11 protein-coding genes are annotated in these 20,095 nt (G+C 41.4%); 8 read left to right on the top strand and 3 right to left on the bottom strand.

Annotated features, from left to right (window positions below):
* Positions 1–133: 133 nt before the first annotated feature.
* From H6H03_RS34795 to H6H03_RS34775, 5 genes are all read left to right on the top strand, one after another.
* A complete protein-coding gene (locus tag H6H03_RS34795; RefSeq protein ID WP_190959574.1) occupies positions 134–5,605 on the top strand; it encodes a type I polyketide synthase in 5,472 nt (1,823 codons plus the stop codon).
* Between the two features lie 223 nt (positions 5,606–5,828).
* Positions 5,829–7,556 carry an SDR family NAD(P)-dependent oxidoreductase gene (locus tag H6H03_RS34790; protein WP_190959573.1) on the top strand — a complete coding sequence of 576 codons (1,728 nt, stop codon included), beginning with the start codon at positions 5,829–5,831 and terminating at the stop codon, positions 7,554–7,556.
* 127 nt (positions 7,557–7,683) lie between these two features.
* Positions 7,684–12,420, top strand: a complete 4,737-nt coding sequence (locus H6H03_RS34785; protein WP_190959572.1) for a PfaB family protein — start codon at positions 7,684–7,686, stop codon at positions 12,418–12,420.
* 183 nt (positions 12,421–12,603) lie between these two features.
* Positions 12,604–14,277 (top strand): PfaD family polyunsaturated fatty acid/polyketide biosynthesis protein, encoded by a 1,674-nt coding sequence (locus tag H6H03_RS34780; protein ID WP_190959571.1) that lies wholly within the window; start codon positions 12,604–12,606, stop codon positions 14,275–14,277.
* Between the two features lie 2 nt (positions 14,278–14,279).
* Positions 14,280–15,794, top strand: a complete 1,515-nt coding sequence (locus H6H03_RS34775) for a thioester reductase domain-containing protein (RefSeq protein ID WP_190959570.1) — start codon at positions 14,280–14,282, stop codon at positions 15,792–15,794.
* A 247-nt stretch (positions 15,795–16,041) separates the two neighbouring features.
* Here H6H03_RS34775 and H6H03_RS34770 read toward each other — a convergent pair whose 3' ends face one another.
* Together H6H03_RS34770 and H6H03_RS34765 are read right to left on the bottom strand one after the other, a co-directional pair.
* Positions 16,042–16,503, bottom strand: a complete 462-nt coding sequence (locus tag H6H03_RS34770; RefSeq protein WP_190959569.1) for a hypothetical protein — start codon at positions 16,501–16,503, stop codon at positions 16,042–16,044.
* Between the two features lie 20 nt (positions 16,504–16,523).
* On the bottom strand, positions 16,524–16,982 hold the full coding sequence (locus tag H6H03_RS34765; protein ID WP_190959568.1) for a hypothetical protein: 459 nt from the start codon (positions 16,980–16,982) through the stop codon (positions 16,524–16,526).
* Positions 16,983–17,617: 635 nt separating this feature from the next.
* Here H6H03_RS34765 and H6H03_RS34760 point away from each other — a divergent pair.
* Entirely contained in the window at positions 17,618–18,421 is an 804-nt protein-coding gene (locus H6H03_RS34760) for an SDR family NAD(P)-dependent oxidoreductase (RefSeq protein ID WP_190959567.1), read from the top strand.
* 71 nt (positions 18,422–18,492) lie between these two features.
* Here the strand turns inward: H6H03_RS34760 and hetI are convergent, their stop codons facing one another.
* Positions 18,493–19,212, bottom strand: coding sequence for a 4'-phosphopantetheinyl transferase HetI (gene hetI / locus H6H03_RS34755; RefSeq protein ID WP_190959566.1), 720 nt, complete (start codon positions 19,210–19,212; stop codon positions 18,493–18,495).
* A gap of 162 nt (positions 19,213–19,374) precedes the next feature.
* Here hetI and H6H03_RS42160 point away from each other — a divergent pair, with 162 nt between their 5' ends.
* Positions 19,375–19,524 (top strand): DUF6888 family protein, encoded by a 150-nt coding sequence (locus tag H6H03_RS42160; RefSeq protein ID WP_390842916.1) that lies wholly within the window; start codon positions 19,375–19,377, stop codon positions 19,522–19,524.
* A complete protein-coding gene (locus H6H03_RS34750; RefSeq protein ID WP_190959565.1) occupies positions 19,521–19,730 on the top strand; it encodes a DUF6887 family protein in 210 nt (69 codons plus the stop codon). Before H6H03_RS42160 ends, H6H03_RS34750 begins: the two co-directional genes overlap by 4 nt.
* The last annotated feature ends 365 nt before the right edge of the window (positions 19,731–20,095 follow it).

Genomic DNA, 20,095 nt, shown 5'->3' with positions numbered 1-20,095 from the left:
GTGGTGTTGATTAGGAGAAAAGCAATTAGCGCAGATTAACATCGCTAATTGCTTACACGACAAGAGATTTTGATTAATTAGTAGGCAACAGAAATTACTGTATCTACACAATCCACAGTACTCACCATGCCCTATGTCTGCTCATTCAATTGATACTGCCTTAGCAGAGTTAGAGAGCCTGATTAACAATTGTGAAAAGGCTGTAATTAGGTCTATAGAGGAAAAAAAGATGAGTTCAGGAAAACCAGTGTCAATCAACAAACTTAACAGACAATTACAACACAATCCTATTGCCATTGTTGGCATGGCTTCTCTATTACCTCAAGCCAGAAATTTACGGGAATATTGGCAAAATATAGTAAATAAAATTGACTGCATTACTGATGTTCCATCTACCCATTGGAGCGTCGAAGATTATTACGATCCAAATCCCAGAACCCCCGAAGATAAAACTTATTGTAAAAGAGGCGGCTTTATTCCAGAGGTGGATTTTAACCCGATGGAATTTGGCATTCCACCCAGCATTTTAGAGGTTACAGATGTATCGCAACTATTAAGTTTAGTGGTTGCAAAAGAAGCGATGGAAGATGCTGGCTATGGCGACCAACGCGAATTTGACCGCGAAATGGTTGGGGTAATTTTAGGCGTAGCCATGGCCAAGCAGTTAGGAATGCCACTTTCTGCCAGATTGGAATATCCGATTTGGGAAAAAGCGCTTAAAAGTAGCGGTTTATCTGACGAAGATACACAAAAAATCGTTGAGAAAATCAAAAGCGCCTATGTGAAATGGGACGAAAACGCTTTCCCTGGAATGCTGGCTAACGTAGTCGCGGGGAGAATTGCCAACCGTCTCAACTTTGGCGGGATGAACTGTGTAGTTGATGCCGCTTGTGCTAGTTCCTTCGGTGCTTTAAAACTAGCAATTAGCGAACTAGTCGAATATCGTTCTGACATGATGTTGACTGGTGGCGTTGACACCGATAACACCATCATGGCTTATATCTCCTTCAGCAAAACACCAGCCGTTTCTCCTGGCGAGAATGTCAAACCTTTCGATGCTAAATCTGATGGGATGATGCTGGGTGAAGGTATCTGCATGATTGTCCTCAAACGCCTGGAAGATGCAGAACGGGACGGCGATAAAATCTATGCAGTTATCAAAGGCATTGGTACCTCCAGCGATGGACGCTACAAGAGTATTTATGCTCCCCGCAAGGAAGGCCAAGTCAAAGCCTTAGAACGCGCTTATGAAGATGCAGGCTTTTCTCCCGCTACCGTTGGCTTGATGGAAGCACATGGTACCGGCACAATGGCTGGAGATCCGACAGAATTCGGTTCTTTACAGGATTTCTTTGCTCTGCATGACTCGAAAAAGCAGCATATCGCTTTGGGTAGCGTGAAATCTCAAATCGGACACACCAAAGCAGCGGCAGGTGCGGCAAGTTTGATTAAAACGGCTTTGGCGCTACATCACAAAGTATTACCGCCGACAATTAATATTACCGAGCCGAACCCCAAACTTAATATTAAAAATTCCGCCTTTTATTTGAATACCGAAACCAGACCTTGGATTCGTGCTGAAGGCGAAGCGCCAAGACGCGCAGGTGTGAGTTCCTTCGGTTTTGGCGGCACTAACTACCATGTTGTTCTAGAAGAATATCAAGCTGACCAAAACCACGCCTACCGCCTACACGGTGGCGCTAATGAAGTGCTGGTGTTTGCTGCTAACCCGTCCCAATTGCTGGCTAAATCGGAAGACCTTTTAGCGAAATTGCGCTCACCAGAAGCCAAAACACACTATGCAAAATTAGTCAATGAGTGCAAAACTCTAGAGATTCCCGTCTCTGCTGCCAGATTTGGATTTGTGGCGCAGAACCTTGAAGAAACTTGCAAGTTACTGCAAGTTAGCATTGACTGGCTGAAAAACAAAGGATCAGCAACATCTTGGGAACATCCCCAAGGAATTTATTACCGGGCTTCTGGTATGGAATTGGGTGGTAAAGTTGTCGCCTTATTTTCCGGCCAAGGTTCCCAATACTTGGAAATGGGACGGGAATTAGCGATGAATTTCCCGGTGATGCAGCGTCTACATGGCTATATGGATAGCTTGTTGCTCAAAGATAACTTGCAACCGCTATCCGAAATCGTTTTTCCCCATCCTGTGTTTGAAGAGGCAGAGAAAAATGCCCAAATTGCCGCCTTACAACGCACAGAATACGCTCAACCAGCCATCGGGGTGTTGAGTGCAGGGATGTACACCATACTGCAACAAGCTGGATTCAGATCCGATTTTGTTGCCGGTCACAGCTTTGGAGAAATCACAGCATTGTGGGCTGCGGGAGTTTTGACTACCGAAGATTACCTATTCTTGGTGAAAGCTAGGGGTCAAGCAATGGCGGCACCTGAAGACCCAGACCACGATGCAGGTAGTATGCTGGCTGTCAAAGAAGACATCAGCAAAGTTGAAGCAGTGCTGAAACAGTTTCCGCAAGTTGCGATCGCCAATCAAAATTCGCCAAATCAATATGTCTTAGCCGGGCCGACCGCAGAAATCGCTAAAGTGCGTCAGGCTTTACAAGACAAAGGATATACGGCTGTATTATTGCCCGTATCGGCAGCATTCCACACACCACTGATTGCCTTTGCTCAGAAATCCTTTGCGATCGCTACCAAGTCTGTCAAATTCCAAAGTCCCAAAATCCCGGTTTACAGCAACGTTACTAGCAAACAGTATCCCAAAGAACCGCAAGCGATTCAAAAAATCCTCGAAACGCACCTTTCCAACTCAGTGCTGTTTAAGCAGGAAATTGAAAACATCTATGCAGCCGGCGGTACTTGCTTTGTGGAATTTGGGCCGCGGAGAATTTTGACCAACTTGGTAAAAGAAATTCTTGGCGATCGCCCGCATCTTACCGTAACTTTGAACCCTAGTACTCAGAAGAATAGCGATCGCTCCTTGCGGGAAGCAGTTGTGCAGTTGCGGGTAATCGGTATGGCTTTGAGCAACCTCGACCCTTACCAAGTTCCCCAAACCATACCTGCAATTGAACAGAAAAAGGCTTTAAATGTACGTTTAAACGGCATCAACTACAGATCCGAAAAAACCAAAAACGCCTTCGCCCAAGCTTTGCAAAACGGTCACAAAGTTACATTACCTGCGGTTTCATCTGAGAATTCAGTCAAACCAAATCAGCCCATCCCCTCTGAAACTGCGGCTCCTTTATATACCAGCCTAGATGTGGCTCGACCTCTGCCAGTCATAGAGACTAACGGACATAAAAAAACACCCCCGATTAACACTCCATCAATGAACGGTGTGACTTCTCATATCGCTACCCAACCAGAGCAGCAAATGAGTCCTGTGACCCTTTTAAGTCAACCAGCCCAGGAATCTAAGATGCAACCAACACCCGAAAAACTTACAAATTACCAACAACTTTTAGAAAGTTTAGAATATCTCCTGACACAGTTCCAGCAAAATCAATCTGAGAATCTACAAGCTCACGGAGCTTACCTCAACCATCAAATGGAATACGCCAAAGCGTTCTTCCAACTGATGCAGCAACAAAATGCGCTCTTGAGTGAAAGTAAATCTACAGCCGAAACCACCAAGCTGAAGCAAGTTGTCATGGAAAGCTTGGAGCGCAGCATGATGCAGTTTCATTCCCAACAAGGTGAAACCCTACGCATCCACGAGCAATATCTCCAAGAGCAACTGGAATATACGAAAAACTTTTTCCAACTCATACAGCAAGAGTATTCTCAAATCATCTCAGAAGATGGAGCAACTCAACTCACAGAGAAACTCAGCAACGGTGCAGCACATAATTTCATCCCCTTCACCACACAAACAACCGTCACCGAAGAGGCACCAGTACCCCCTACTATCAAGATAGTAGAAGCTTTACCCTCACCTGTAACTGAGCCAGTAGTGAAAAATGGCAACGGCTTAACACATATCCCTGCTCCCAAGGTAGTAGAGCCTGTAGCCGAAACTCCAGTACTCCCCCAACTAGTGCAGCCTGTAGTTGAAACTCCAGTACTCCCTCAAATAGTACAGCCTGTAGTTGAAACCCCAGTAATCCCCAGTCCCCAGTCCCCAGTCCCCAGTCCCCAGTCCCCAATCCCCAGCCCCCAACCCCCAGTCCCCAATGCAACCATTGATATTGTTGACTTGGATAAAAACCTCCTAGCCATCACCAGCGACAAAACTGGCTATCCGGTAGAAATGCTGGAAATGGATATGGACATGGAAGCAGACTTAGGGATTGACTCCATCAAACGGGTGGAAATCTTGGGGGCGCTACAAGAAATGTATCCCAACCTACCCAAGCCCAACTTAGAAGAACTGGCAGAAAAACGCACCATCGGTCAAGTTGTAGAATATCTGCAATCCTTTGCTGCTAAAAGCGTTTCTGTAGAAGTTGCAATTCACGAAGTACAACAAGTAGTAGAGACTCCAGCACCGGAAGTACAACAAGTAGTAGAGACTCCAGCAGAAGTTACACCGGAAGTCAGCGTAGTTGTTGCATTCACTCCACAACCAGAAGCGGAACCCGCAGCAGCAACAACTAATGAATTTCCTGACTTAGCTCAAACCCTACTAGCCATCACCAGCGATAAAACCGGCTACCCGGTAGAGATGCTGGAACTAGAAATGGACATGGAAGCCGACTTAGGGATTGACTCCATCAAAAGGGTAGAAATCTTAGGGGCGATGCAGGAAATGTACCCCAACTTACCCAAACCGAATATAGAGGAACTGGGAGAACTCCGCACCATCGGTCAAATAGTTGATTACCTACAGCAGCTAGCTGGAGGTGAAAAAAAAAAGTATGAGTCTGAGTTTGTCCAGCAGCCACCGGAATTAGAGCATAGTATCGCGCGCTATCCCGCCAAACTCAGAACCCTACCAAAACCCGATCGCTTGGATTTCACGTTACCAGAGGGACACATCACTTTAATAACCGATGATGGTTTCCTCACTACTTCCAAATTAACTGAATCCCTAATTGCCGAAGGCTCGAAAGTAGTAGTTATCAGTTTCCCCCAATCCTTGATTCCCCAACAATCGCCCTTACCCGCAGGAGTAACCCGCGTCACCTTGGCAAACTTGAGCGAAGAACATCTGCAACAACAACTACAAGCGATCGCTACTCACTGCGGTAAGGTTGGGGCTTTCATCCATCTACATCCTATTTTCGTAGCGAATAACACCGGAAAAATTCCCTACATCGAACAGGAAAAGGCGATCGTCAAGCACGTATTTTTGATGGCGAAACACCTCAAACCTGCTCTCACCGAAGCCGCACAACATGGACGTAGTTGTTTCTGCACAGTCGCTCATCTCGATGGTGCATTCGGTTTAGATTACAAAGTCAACTTCGGAGCGATCGCGGCTGGTTTATTTGGATTAACCAAAACCCTGAGATGGGAATGGCCAAAAGTCTTTACACGAGCGATCGACTTAAGTCCGAGAATTGATGCCCAACAGTCAGTAAACCACATTATCGCCGAACTTCACGACCCCAATCTTTATATCGGTGAAGTTGGGTATGGTTCACAAGGACGAGTCACTTTAATTGCCAATCCAAAGGTAGGTTAATTAAGTCATAGCAGTCCTATTTGAGTTGTGAAAATTACTGTTTTTAACGAACCGCAAAGGACGCAAAGAGCGCAAAGAAAAGAAACAGAGAATATTGCAAATCTTTTAGGACTGCTTATGTTTTTTCTAGAATCTTGACTATTTCTCTTACTTTGCGTCCTTTGCGTTCTTTGTGGTTCCTATCACAAAAAAAACAAATTTATACATTTTTTTACGAGGATTTATGACCCAAACAGCCCAGCTTAGTCCATCATCTGTTTTTGTCGTTAGCGGCGGTGCAAAAGGGATTACGGCTGAGTGTACTATCAAACTAGCCAAGCAGCAACCTTGCAAATTCATTCTTCTCGGTCGCTCCGAACTATTAGAAACCGAGCCAGATTTTGCTCAAGGTTGCGAAGAATCAGCATTGAAAAAACGCATCATGGAAACTCTTCTTGCCCAAGGAGAGAAACCCACACCCATGAATGTGCAAAAAATATATAACAAAATTGCCTCCAGCCGCGAAATTAAAAAGACCCTCGCAGCGATTGAAAAAGCAGGAGCTAAAGCCGAATATATTAGCGTTGATGTTACAGATACACAGGCTTTACAAGCAAAGCTAGCTAATGCTGTACAACGTATGGGGTCAATTACAGGCATTATACATGGCGCTGGAAATTTAGCCGATAAATTAATTGAAAAGAAAACAGAAGAGGATTTTGAAAAAGTTTATACCGCCAAAGTTAAAGGATTAGAAAACCTACTGGATTGTATCAATCCTCATCAACTTCAGCATTTAGTTTTGTTTTCTTCAGTAACAGGATTCTATGGAAACATTGGTCAATCCGATTATGCGATCGCCAATGAAATTCTCAATAAATCGGCCCATATTTTCAAACAACAATATCCCTCATGCCACGTAGTAGCAATTAACTGGGGAGCTTGGGACAGTGGGATGGTATCGCCAGAACTCAAAAAAGCTTTTGCTGAACGAGGAGTTGAAGTAATTCCTGTAGAAGCTGGGACACAAATGTTAGTCAACGAATTGCATCCCACCTATCAAGACAATACACAAGTTGTCATTGGTAGCCCCCTAGTACCCTTAGCTAGAGAGTTAGATTCCGAACTCCGCAGCTATCGTTTGCGCCGCCGCATGACAGTAGAAGAAAACCCATTTTTATTGGATCATGTAATAGCTGGCTCTCCAGTATTACCTGCTACATGCGCTCTATCATGGATGATTGATTATTGCGAACAACTTTATCCAGGATATAGATTTTTTGCTGCTCAAGATTTCAAAATTTTGAAAGGAATTACTTTTAATGAAAGCCTAGCAAGTGAATATATTGTAGACGTTGAAGAAGTTTCTAAAACTAATGGACAACAGATTACATTCAACACCAAAATATCGAGTAAAAATCCGGCTGGCAAAACATTTTATCATTTCAGCGCCCAAATCCAACTATTACTAGAAATACCCACTACCCCAATTTACGATGCAGTGAATCTAGAAGAGGATAATATCATTACTCTCACTGGTAAATCTTTTTATCAAAATGGAGAAGCTACATTATTTCATGGCAAAGCTTTTCAAGAAATCCAAAAAGTTTTAAATATCACCACAGAAAAAATTACTACACAATGCTTGTGGCAAGGAATCTCACAGAAAGAACAAGGACAATTTCCAGTCCAATGGGTCAACCCATATACAACTGACCTAAGTATGCACGCACTTTGGGTTTGGACACAGCACTTTCATCAAGAAGGTTGCCTACCCGGACAAGTCGCAAAATACGAACAATTTGCAGCCACACCACACAACGAACCCTTCTACGTTTCCTGCGAAGTTAAATCCAAAACCCCCAGTAGCGCAACCGCCGACATCATCATCCACAACCAACAAGGCCAAATCTACTCACGCCTCCTGGGAGCCAGAGCAATCATTTGGTCAATGAAACTACTCAGAAGCTAACTCTCCTCTTCTTTCCTTCTTTCCTTCTTTGCGCCTTTGCGCCTTTGCGTGAGCCTTTCAAGTTTGGGGAACAGCGTAAATCCTCCCGTCTGCTCAGCCTAATACCCAAACCTTGAGGATAAAAATAATGGAAAAAATCGCCATTATCGCATTGTCATGTCTATTCCCCGACGCCAAAAACCCCGAAGAATTCTGGCAAAATATCATCACTGAAAAAGACTCCACCTCATCAGCAACCATCCAAGAATTTGGAGTAGATCCAGAAATCTTTCATCATCCACTCAAAGGTACACCAGATAAAACTTATTCCCTCAAAGGTGGATACATCCGCAACTTTGAATTTGACCCATCCGGCTACAATTTACCACCAGAATTACTTGCCAATTTAGATAAGACCTTCAAATGGTCATTGTACGCCGCTAAACAAGCAATTCTCCAAAGCGGTTATTGGGACAATCAAACCGTTCTCTCCAAATGCGGTGTAATTTTAGGAAACCTTTCATTCCCTACAAAACTTTCCAACCAACTATTTTCTCCCATCTACCAAAAAACCATCGCCCCTGCTCTCAAAGAGCTTTTACAAGTTCCAGATTTAGATTTACCTACTCTCCCAACCGCCAATCAAGCATCATTATATAATGCGATGATTTCCGGCTTACCAGCAGCAATAATCGCTCAAGCCTTATCTTTATCTCGCATTAACTTATGTCTCGATGCTGCTTGCTCCTCATCATTTTATGCCATTAAACTGGCGTCTCATTATTTGCGATCGCACAAAGCCGACGTAATGTTAGCCGGAGCCATCAGTAGTGCAGATTCCTTGTTTGTGCGGATGTTATTTTCTGGCGTTCAAGGATACCCAGAAAATGGTATTAGCCGTCCCTTAGATAAATCATCCAGAGGGCTAATTCCCGCCGATGGTGTTGGTATTGTAATGCTCAAGAGATATTCTGATGCTGTCAGAGACGGCGATAAAATTCTCGCTACCATCTGTGGTAATGGACTATCAAATGATGGTAAAGGAAAGCATTTACTCAGCCCCAATCCTAAAGGACAAATTCTCGCTTTTGAGAGGGCTTATAACGAGGCAAAAATTAGTCCTCAAAGCGTAGATTATTTAGAATGCCATGCTACCGGCACATTATTAGGAGATACAACAGAATTCAATTCTATCGAAACATTCTTTGGTGAACATCAAGCCGCACCATTGATAGGTTCTGCTAAAGCAAATACCGGCCATTTATTAACTGCGGCTGGTATGGTTGGCTTGACTAAAGTAATCTTGAGTATGTCTCACGGGGTCATTCCACCGACACTGAATGTTACCGAACCGATAGCGAGTGAAAATAGTACAATTTCCGCCGACAAAATTGTTAAAACTGCCACTGCATGGCCTAATAATAACGCTGCAATAAAACGGGCTGCTATCAGTGCTTTTGGTTTTGGCGGTACTAATTCTCACCTGATTTTAGAACAAGGAACTACAACAGAATTAGACAATTCAAGCGAACCTGTTTCACCTGTAAAACTTGCCATTGTCGGTATGGATGCCTTTTTCGGCAACTGTAACGGCTTAGATGCTTTTGAACGTTCGATTTACGATGGCACTCAGCATTTTGTTTCGTTACCGCCACAAAGATGGCATGGCATAGAAAACCAAGAGAATTTACTCAAAGAATACGGTTTGCCAGAAGGTAAAGCACCAGTAGGGGCATACATTCAAGATTTTGAAATCGATACTTTTTCGTGCAAAATTCCACCCAATGAAGTAGACAAATTAAATCCACAGCAATTGCTACTTCTGAAAGTGAGCGATCGCGCCCTCAAAGATGCGAAAATCCCAGAAGGCAGCAACGTTGCAGTTATCATTGCCGCCGAAACAGAATTATCCGTACATCAGCTACAGCAAAGATGGAATTTGCCTTGGCAAATTAAAGAAGGTTTACTCGCTCAAGAAATCTCTTTGCCTAACGAACAGCTAACTCAACTTGAAACTATCGTCAAAGATAGCCTTCATCATCCAGTAGAAATTGGCGAATATGTCAGCCACATCGCCAACATCATGGCGAGTCGCATTTCCGCTTTGTGGAACTTCACCGGGCCAGCATTTACGATGACGGCTGGCGAAAATTCTGCCCTCAAAGCTTTAGAAGTAGCACAAATGCTACTGGCTGCTGGAGAAGTCGAAGCCGTAGTTGTTGGTGCCGTTGACTTGGCTGGCGGTGTAGAAAACGTCTTACTGCGAAGCCAAATGGCTAAGGTGAATACGGGTATCAATACCTTAAGTTACGACCAAAACGCAGACGGCTGGACAGTTGGCGAAGGTGCGGGTGCAGTTGTTCTCAAACGTCATGACACCGCCCTAGAAAATGCGGAACGCATCTATGCAGTTATTGATGCCGTTAGCATCGGACAAGCCCGTTCCACCATTGTAGACGGCGAAACCATCAGCCAAGTCTGCAAACAAGCTTTCCAAATTGCAGGTATCGAACCCACAGAGGTAAACTACCTGGAAGTTTGCGGTAGTGGTATTCCCCAGGAAGATGCAGCAGAAATCACAGGTTTGCTGCAAGCTTATCCGCCAGTCGGAGATGGGTTGCACTGTGCAATTGGCAGCGTCAAAGCCAATATCGGTCACACCTACGTGGCTTCGGGAATTGCCAGCCTGATTAAAAATGCTCTTTGTCTGTATCACAGATACATACCCGGTACTCCCAATTGGTCTGGCGTGAAAACGCCGCAAGTATGGGAAGGCAGCCCTTTCTACGTGGCTACAGAATCAAGACCTTGGTTTTTAGGGAAAAACGCTAAATCGAGAGTCTCCGCACTTAACAGTATTGGGTTTGATGGCAGTTTTGCTCATGTCATCTTATCGGAAGAAGGTAGCCAAGAAGAACGCAGCAGCCGATATTTAGAGGAAAAACCTTTTTGTCTTTTCCCCATCCCGGCTGATGACAGTTCAAGTTTATTTGCGGCTTTAGATAATTTCCAAAAAACCATCGAAAATTCTGCTTCTCTCAAAGTAACTGCTAGCCAATATTTTGAAAACTTTCAAAACCAATCGGCTGCAAAATATGTCCTATCAATTACAGGACGTAACCAAAAAGAATTACTCAAAGAAATTGAATCTGCGCGTAAAGGTGTAAATAATGCTTTTGAACGCGGAACAGATTGGCAAACACCTGTAGGTAGTTATTTCACATCTAAACCACTGGGTAAAAAAGGTGAAATTGCTTACATTTATCCGGCAGCAGTAAATTCTTATCTTGGCATAGGTCGCACGCTATTTCGCTTATTCCCAAGAGTCTACAACGACTTAATGGTTAAAAGTATTTACAAACGTGCTGCTGATGTTGAACCGCTAGTTTTTCCCAGAAGTTTGAAAAAATTCACTACTAGGGAACTAGAAACACTAGAAAAGAAATTGCTAGATGATTCTCTAGCAATGTTTGAAGCCGAAATGTTTTGTACCCGATTACTCACCACGATTATTCGTGATGATTTTCAAGTTAAACCTAAATATGTTTTTGGGTATAGCTTGGGTGAAACAAGCATGATGGTTGCCCAAGGAGTTTGGAGCAATTTTTATGAAGGTAGTAGTAGCTTCAACTCATCGGCTTTATTTGGCGATAGGTTATCCGGGCCGAAAAATGCTGTGCGTGAGTATTGGGGACTACCAAAAATTTCCTCCGCTTCCGACAATAATCTTTGGGGTAACTATGTTTTAATGGCTAGCCCAGAGCAAGTGAGGGAATGTCTAAAAAATGAACAGCGCGTTTACTTAACTCAGATTAATACACCGGAAGAAGTATTAATTGCTGGCGAACCAGAAGCCTGTCAGCGAGTCATAAAAGCCTTGGGCTGCAATGCTTTCCCGGCTCCCTTCGACCATGTGATTCATAGCGAAACAATGCGTTCTGAATATGGTGAATTGGTGAAATTAAACACATTACCATCACAAAATATTCCTGGCGTTGTATTTTATTCTGCTGCTGAATACCAACCAATAAAACTTGAGAGTGGCGAAATTGCTCGTAGTATTGCTACAGGTCTTTCTCAACAATTAGACTTTCCCAGGTTAGTTAATCGCCTCTATGATGATGGTGCCAAAATATTCATTGAAGCTGGTGCTGGTAATGTCTGTTCTCGCTGGATTGATAAAATTCTCCAAGGTAAAGAACACATTACAGTATCTCTAAATCGTAGAGGTATGGATGACCATACTGCTTTTGTCAAAGCACTGGCAAAACTAGTTAGTCATCGGGCAGATGTGGATTTATCGCCATTATATAGTGTTGCACAAACTACCAATAAAAGTAAGGCAACTCTGAGAACTGTAACCTTGGGCGGACAATCAATTACTGATAGTATTTTGACTGAAGATAACCGCAAAATATTTGGAGATTTAGTTGAGAAATGTAAAGGCGATCGCCCCCAAATCCAACCTCAAATTTTACCCGACTCCTCATTAGAAATTCGCGGTGCAATCTTCTCAGAAACAAGTAATCTCAATAACATCCCAGCCTCTCATTCCCAGCCTGAAAAAGTCACAGCAAAAAATATCATTAATAACGGTTTTGAATTTAAAGAAGAAGTAAAATCTTCTGAGTCAACCGCAATTGAACAAACAACCACTCAACCTACTTTTTCCCCTCCAACCACCACTCGGAAACTTCGTAGAATCATCCAAATGTCAGATTTAAATAAGTCTCAGTATCAAAAACTCAACGCTAATAATTCCAAGATAACTAAAGCACACACAGCCTTCCTACAAGCCAGACAAGAATTTAGCAAGCAAATGAGTGAAATCATCCAACTGCAATTAGCTTGCGCCCAAAACTTACTCGACGAAGAATCAAATTAAACAAGGCAGAAGGCAGAAGGCAGAAGGCAGAAGGCAATTAGTGAGGCACAGCACCACACTAATTGCATCCAACTCAAAAATCTCATCTCTCAAACTCTCTGCGCCTCTGTGTCTCTGCGTGAGACAAATTCAAACATTTACAAAAACCAAACTCTAACGCTCATCATTCGAGGGACAACTGCTGTGACAACCGTAGATACGGTACTAAGTAAACACGATAACGGCCTGAACTTCTCCCCTTGGTTTCCTACTCAAAACCAAATTTGGAAAGGTTCATTAGAATCTATATCTTTCGACCAACAAACCATCAAAAATAAATTGATGGTATTAGATAAACCTTGCTACATCGTGAAAGTTGCCGGAAAAATCGGTGTCACTAACGAGGGGTATTTATCTCCTATTGAAAATGGCACAGCAGCACAAGTAGAACTGTTGACATTTGCGACACCAGTCAGAATTCAACAATTAGGAGATCCCAACTTCCTCTCCTTTCATGGCGTCAAATATGCCTACGCTACCGGTGCAATGGCTGGCGGAATTGCTTCAGAAGAAATGGTAATTGCACTAGGAAAAGCGCAAATCTTAAGTTCCTTTGGCGCAGGTGGTTTAAGTCCAGACCGTTTAGAAGCAGCCATTAAGAAAATTCAACAAGCCTTACCCCAAGGGCCTTACGCATTTAATTTAATTCACAGTCCCAGCGAACCCGCAATTGAACGCCGTGCTGTAGATTTATATCTCAAATATCAGGTAAAAACAGTAGAAGCATCCGCATTTCTTGATTTAACTCCAAACATTGTTTACTATCGCGTAGCTGGTTTGGGATTAAATGACGCCAATCAAATTGAAATCAGAAATAAAGTCATTGCCAAAATTTCCCGCCGAGAAGTTGCTACAAAATTTATGCAACCGGCGCCACCCAGAATTCTCAAAGAACTTCTGGAACAAGGATTAATTACAGACTTGCAAGCAACTCTCGCCGCTAAAGTTCCGATGGCTGATGATATTACCGTGGAAGCTGATTCTGGCGGTCATACAGATAACCGTCCCTTGGTTTGTTTGCTACCTTCTATTGTTGCTTTGCGCGATGAAATTCAAGCCCAATATCATTATCAAATACCCATTCGAGTCGGAGTAGCAGGTGGAATTGGGACACCAGAATCAGCATTAGCTGGTTTCATGATGGGTGCTGCTTATGTAGTAACTGGTTCTATAAATCAATCATGCATTGAATCTGGAGCTTGCGAACATACCAAAAAGTTACTCGCTCAAGCAGAAATGGCTGATATGATGATGGCACCAGCCGCAGATATGTTTGAGATGGGAGTCAAATTGCAAGTCCTCAAACGGGGTACAATGTTCCCCATGCGAGCGCAAAAATTATTTGAACTCTATCGCGCTTATGACTCAATTGAAGACATTCCTCTCGCAGAAAGAGAGAAATTAGAAAAACAAGTTTTCCGCAAAACTATTGCTGAAGTTTGGGAAGGAACAGCAGCTTATTTATCCCAAAGAAATCCTGAAAAATTGGGCAAAGCTGTGAATAATCCTAAGCTGAAAATGGCGTTGATTTTCCGTTGGTATTTAGGATTATCTTCTCGCTGGTCGAATTCTGGTGAAAAAGGTCGAGAAGTCGATTATCAAATTTGGTGCGGGCCGGCAATGGGTAGCTTCAATGACTGGGTAAAAGGTTCTTACCTGTCTGACCCAAATAATCGCCGAGTAGTTGATGTTGCAGACCAAATTATGACTGGCGCAGCCTTTTTATATCGCATCCAAACTTTGAAAATGCAAGGGCTGCAACTCTCTAATTATTACAGTCAATATCAACCAGTTCCTTCTACATTAGTGGAGATTTAAAAATGACTTTAAAACAGTCTTTTACCGCAGCAGATATTCAGAATTTTTTGGTATCTAACTTAGCTGAGTTGCTAGGTGTTGAAACTGCTGAAATCGACATCGAAGAACATTTAGAAAACTATGGTTTGGATTCCGCCCAAGCAATGATTCTAGTAGGTAAACTAGAAAAACTGCTAGGATTCCAACCATCTCCGCTGCTGCTATGGCATTACCCAAATATTGCATCGCTTTCACAGCGTTTAGCTGAAGAAGTACAAGAAGATTCAGCGATTCAAGATACAAAATCAGCATCTTCTACCGTCAATACTGCGCCCTTAGTTTTAGATTTAGGTGCCGAGGCTGTTCTTGACCCTACAATTAATCCTGGCGCTGCTGCTAATTTACCTATAACCGAACCCAAGAACATCTTTTTAACCGGAGGAACTGGCTTTTTAGGAGCCTTTATAATCCGGGAATTACTACAGGAAACCAACGCGGATATCTATTGTTTAGTCCGTGCTGATAATCCTGAAGCTGGCAAGACCAAACTGCAAAATAATCTCCAACAATATGCAATTTGGCAGGAAGAATATAATTCTCGAATTATTCCTGTTGTCGGTGATTTATCTTTGCCATTATTAGGTCTTGGCTTAGAACAATTCCAAATCTTAGCCGCCAAAATTGATAGTATTTATCATAGCGGTGCTTTGCTGAATTATGTTTATCCCTACTCGGCATTGAAGGCTGCTAATGTTCTTGGAACTCAAGAAGTATTAAGATTAGCTTGTCAAGTTAAAGTCAAGCCCGTACATTACGTTTCCAGCGTTGCTGTTTTTGAATCGCCTGTTTATGCTGGTAAAGTTGTCAAAGAACAGGATGAATTCAATCATTGGGAAGGTATTTATCTTGGCTACTCTCAAACAAAATGGGTAGCTGAAAAGTTAGTTAAAATCGCCCGTGACAGAGGACTTCCTGTAACTATCTATCGTCCACCTCTGATTTCTGGAGATAGTAAAACAGGCATTTGTAACACCCATGACTTTATCAATTTGATGGCTAAGGGCTGTTTACAAATGGGAAGTTTCCCCGATGTAGAATATATGTTGGATATGTCTCCTGTAGACTATGTGAGTAAAGCCGTTGTCTATCTATCACGCCAAAAAGAATCCATAGGTAAGGCTTTCCATTTACAACATCCCCAACCTGCGCCTTTGAAAGTGTTAGTTGACTGGATACGTTCTTTTGGTTATTCAGTTGAGATGATTCCCTACGACAAATGGCAATCAGAGTTAATTAATAATGTGTCTTCTGTAGACAATCCTTTATACACTCTGCGACCATTTTTACTGGAACGTTGGTCTGACGAACAGCTGACTATTCCTGATTTATACCTGCAAGCTAGAAGGCCACATATTAGCTGCCAAGATACGCTTCATGCACTAGCAGGAAGTTCTATTGCTTGCCCGACAATTGACTCTCAATTGTTTATGACTTATACCGCCTATTTGATTCAAAGCGGTTTCTTGAATCTCGCTTAGGAATACAGGTAATTTTAGATTTTGGATTTTGGATTAAATATTCAAAATCCAAAGTTTTAAGTTTTCTAATACAAAGCAAATTTATACTCGCTTTGATAAAACCAAGCTATTAATACCGTTTATTTGTGAAGCTACGCCAAATCATAACTTTTTTCAACGCAAAGGTACGCGGAGGTAAGCGCAGAGTTACACAGAGATTTTCTTGCATATAATTCGCTATTTTTGAGTTGTTTAATAGATAAAATTTTTATTGGGGCTTTCCACAGTTTTGTAACCTATTTTCAAAACGGATTTCTTTTAATCTTTGCTTGCCGTTTTTGTCTAAATAACGAGCTTTAAAATTAATGACTACGATATCGCCAGAAGAAAATCCAAATATACGATCTAAAAATGAGGGTATTGCAATGTCATAAGTTCCACCAGGATTAATCACACAGCAGTCTGGATTTTCTTGGATATATTTATCAAAACTTTCATACTTAATATGCTTTTGTATTTTTGATTCTCCAACTTGTACAACTAATGTTTCTGGATCGTTTTGATAATTATTTTGAAAATCGAAAACTGATCGGATCTTGTCTTCATCACTTAGATAACGCATCTTGGCAAAGCAGAACCCTGAATAATTCAACCCAAAGTATGCGAATAAAACGGTTAATGGTATTCCGATGAAAACGAAAACAGGTAAAAGAGAGTTACGGTCTATCATTTATTCTTTATTAAAAAATATTAATCAAAACTTACTACTTTTCCACAGTTTTGCAAAGGAATATCTGCACGAATTTTTTGATATTTTGTAACTGCTTCATCTAAGTAGCGTACTTTAAAATTAATTTGCACAAACTTGCCAGAATGATAGCCAAATATACGCTCTAAATATTCAGGCGGAGGTAAATCGGAACCACCAGGAGGATTAATCGCACAACAATCAGGATTCTCTTTAATATATTCATCAAAACTTTTATATTTAATAAATTCGCTATATTGCATTTTACCTGCAAGGTTGATACGTAGTTTTTCTGCATTATTTAGAGCATCAAAACCTAATTTAATATTCTCTTCATCACTTAGATAACGCATCTTGGCGAAACAGAACCCTGAATAATTCAAACCAAAGTAAGCTAATAGAACAGTTAATGGTATTCCGATGAAAACGAAAACAGGTAAAGTAGAGCTACGGTCTATCATTATGATTGCTTGCAGAAATGAATTTACATAGGTCTAAATTAAAACTATTCTTAGACTGAATATAACTGTTATCTCAATGATTTACATGAGTTAATACTTGCGTATATCAAGTAAACTCACTTGTTACTTTATACCTATTTTATTATGTAACAACTACGCTAAATATTTAGTTTTCATGAATTGCTTTATCTACTTTGGCAATGAAATTTTTAAGTAAAAGGTTCACTGTAAACAATTGCAAAACAAAAAAACGATTAAATAAACACGTATTGCTAAGACTCACAGAGGATCTGAAGGCTATCAATGTTAAGATAATTCCTCTATTTATTTGTGTTTACAAATGTAAATTTTAAAATTCTCCTCTTGACAAAAAAACAGTCTACAATGGTTATTGTAAATCATCAAATTTTGAATTTAGCCACTTTTGTAAGTAAGCAAAATATATCTCCATAGAGGGATGCATCTTGATTTTTCCTGATATATCAACGCTTCATTCGTAATTAAAAATTAAATAACAGATTTTTTTGGCTCAAGACGTTTTTAGTAGTTGAGATATTACGCATACTTAATTGTAGAACAAGAACCACTGTCAATGAAAAGCAGTTTAATTCAGTTCAATTCACCAATATTCTTACATGAACACAACACACCAAAAACAGAGCAAGAAAACTGCTCTTATTACTGGGGCAGCAAGTGGAATTGGCTACGAATTAGCGTATCTTTTCGCAGCTGATGATTATAATCTTGTCTTAGTAGATAAAAACGAACTAAAGCTAGGAGAAGTTGCCGATAAATTCGAGTCAAAATTTGGAAATTTTGCCAAAGCTATTGTCAAAGATTTATCTATATCAACCTCTCCAGCAGAAATTTTCACTGAGTTGCAACAAGCCGATATTAAGGTTGATGTATTGGTAAATAATGCTGGATTTGGTACTTATGGTTTATTTCACGAAACCAGCCTAACTGCTGAATTGGAAATGCTACAGGTAAATTTGGTGTGTCTCACCCATTTAACTAAACTTTTTCTCAAGGATATGGTCAAGCAAGGCGAAGGAAAAATATTAAATGTCTCTTCGGCTGCTGCTTTTCAACCAGGCCCTTTGATGGCGGTTTATTTTGCGACTAAGGCTTATATCTTATCCTTTTCAGAAGCGATCGCCAATGAATTAGAAGGCACAGGCGTCACTGTCACAGTTCTTTGCCCAGGTTCCACAGAATCAGCCTTTCATCAAAGAACCGGAATGGCAGACTCTAAAATGCTTAAGGGTAAAAGAATGATGGATGCCCAAACAGTAGCCGAAATCGGTTATCGTGGCTTAATGAAGGGTAAAACCATTGTCATTCCTGGTTTCATCAATAAACTACTAGCAAAAATCGTCAGATTTGTACCTAGAAAACTGGTAACGAAAATTGTCAGAAGTATGCAGGAAGATAAGTAGGGGGGATGAGGGGGATGGGGAGACGCGGGGACGCGGGGACGCGGAGATTAATGACAAATGCCCCATGCCCATTAATATTGCCAACATTTTAATTTCCAGCCAGAATTCGCTACAGCAACAGCAGCAACATAATTGTTAGCAGGTGCTAATTCAAAAAGGCTCCAGTCTTGTGATATCCGTAACTTGGCTGGTTCTGTGGGAGTGAGGAAAATTTCAACTTGCTCTAACTGAGATAGTCCGTCTCCAGTTGCTTTTAAATAAGCTTCCTTGCAAGTCCAGTAACGGAAAAATGCCTGTTGCTTTTGGTCTGAAGGGAGCGATCGCAACATTTCATATTCTCTCGCTAAAAAGAACCTTTTGGCAAGAGCTTCCAAATCTGAAACCGGACGAATATATTCTAAATCTACGCCAATTTCGCGCTGACAATTCACCGCACACAAACCTAATTCTTGGGAATGAGACAAGTTAAACTCTAGTCCACTTTTTGCGAATGTCTCTGCTAATACTGGTTTGCCGCGCTGTTGATAATTAAACTGAACTTCTGATGCCTTAATACTCAAGTAACGACCTAATATACTTCGCAGAATACCACGACCAGCAATGAAACGCTGCTGATGTTGCGGAAAATGGAATCGTTCAGCACGAGCAATTTCGTCACTAGAAAGGGTGTTTTTCAAATTTTGTAACTGTGGTTCTGGTTGGTCAAGGTTTATACGCCAGACATTTATTTCATCCGGTAACAAAGTTAAATCTGTCGGTGCAGGTAGCCAGAGATGATTAGGAGCAGTCAAGGAAGTTGTACTCTAGTAGTTAGTTCACGACAATTATTATCAGTGGATCTGGTTTGACGTTTTAGTGCTACTATCGCACCAAACCAACCCGATCGCGCCTTTGCTATATTAAATCTTTCTTACACCAAACTTGCCTAATAAAACAAATAATTTTATTTTAATATGCCAACGCCAGAGCAAATGCGAACTTGTTTTATTCTTGGTTATTGGGCAACTAATCGGATAGACGAACGCACAAAAAATATAGTTATTCTAGCTGGAGAAGAAACAGAAATCTTAATTTATCCAAATGGAAAATGGAGATATTTATGAGTAAACCAGATTTTCTGTCAATGAGCCGTACCCAACTGCGTAAATATATCCTTGAACACAGCGAAGACGAGCAAGCTTTTCAAATTTATTTAGATAGATTTCAATCAGACAGTAATGAAATATTTCCTGCACCACAAACTATAGACGATTTAAAAAACTTTCCCGAATTACAACGTCAGCACCAACAAAAACCCAATCAAACTTAATCCTATACTCATTTGAATTTGGTAAGTATAGAAAGCCAGGGCTGCATTCACTTGAGCTTCAGCCGTTTGCAGCCTTGTAACTAACGGCGATCGAAACATCACACCCTTGCTATCTTAAATCTTTCCATCAAGCTTTAGTAAATTTGCAATCTGCTGTAAGAACAAAAATTTCAGGCGTTGCATAATTGCGGGATGATTTGAGAATTTGCATCAAGACATAATCCCCGTGTCTCCCGAAGTTCTGAGCGCAGGCTTGCACCCGGATTTCTCACAAAGATATAAAAAAAAGGGGTCAAAAACTGCGAAAATGTATATAGGATAAGCATTTCAGCAGTTATTAAGCATGACCCCAGCATTTACAGATC

Source organism: Nostoc paludosum FACHB-159 (assembly GCF_014698835.1).
GTDB classification, from domain to species: Bacteria; Cyanobacteriota; Cyanobacteriia; order Cyanobacteriales; family Nostocaceae; genus Nostoc; species Nostoc paludosum.
Note: the sequence above shows the minus strand (reverse complement) of the source record. Positions and strands in the feature narration are given on the sequence as shown.

Bases quoted from the DNA above. Each gene is read 5' to 3' on its own strand.
- H6H03_RS34795 (WP_190959574.1), top strand. From the start codon at position 134: ATGTCTGCTCATTCAATTGATACTGCCTTAGCAGAGTTAGAGAGCCTG.
- H6H03_RS34760 (WP_190959567.1), top strand. From the start codon at position 17,618: ATGAACACAACACACCAAAAACAGAGCAAGAAAACTGCTCTTATTACT.
- H6H03_RS34775 (WP_190959570.1), top strand. From the start codon at position 14,280: ATGACTTTAAAACAGTCTTTTACCGCAGCAGATATTCAGAATTTTTTG.
- H6H03_RS34785 (WP_190959572.1), top strand. From the start codon at position 7,684: ATGGAAAAAATCGCCATTATCGCATTGTCATGTCTATTCCCCGACGCC.
- H6H03_RS42160 (WP_390842916.1), top strand. From the start codon at position 19,375: ATGCCAACGCCAGAGCAAATGCGAACTTGTTTTATTCTTGGTTATTGG.
- H6H03_RS34790 (WP_190959573.1), top strand. From the start codon at position 5,829: ATGACCCAAACAGCCCAGCTTAGTCCATCATCTGTTTTTGTCGTTAGC.
- H6H03_RS34770 (WP_190959569.1), bottom strand. From the start codon at position 16,503: ATGATAGACCGTAACTCTCTTTTACCTGTTTTCGTTTTCATCGGAATA.
- H6H03_RS34750 (WP_190959565.1), top strand. From the start codon at position 19,521: ATGAGTAAACCAGATTTTCTGTCAATGAGCCGTACCCAACTGCGTAAA.
- H6H03_RS34765 (WP_190959568.1), bottom strand. From the start codon at position 16,982: ATGATAGACCGTAGCTCTACTTTACCTGTTTTCGTTTTCATCGGAATA.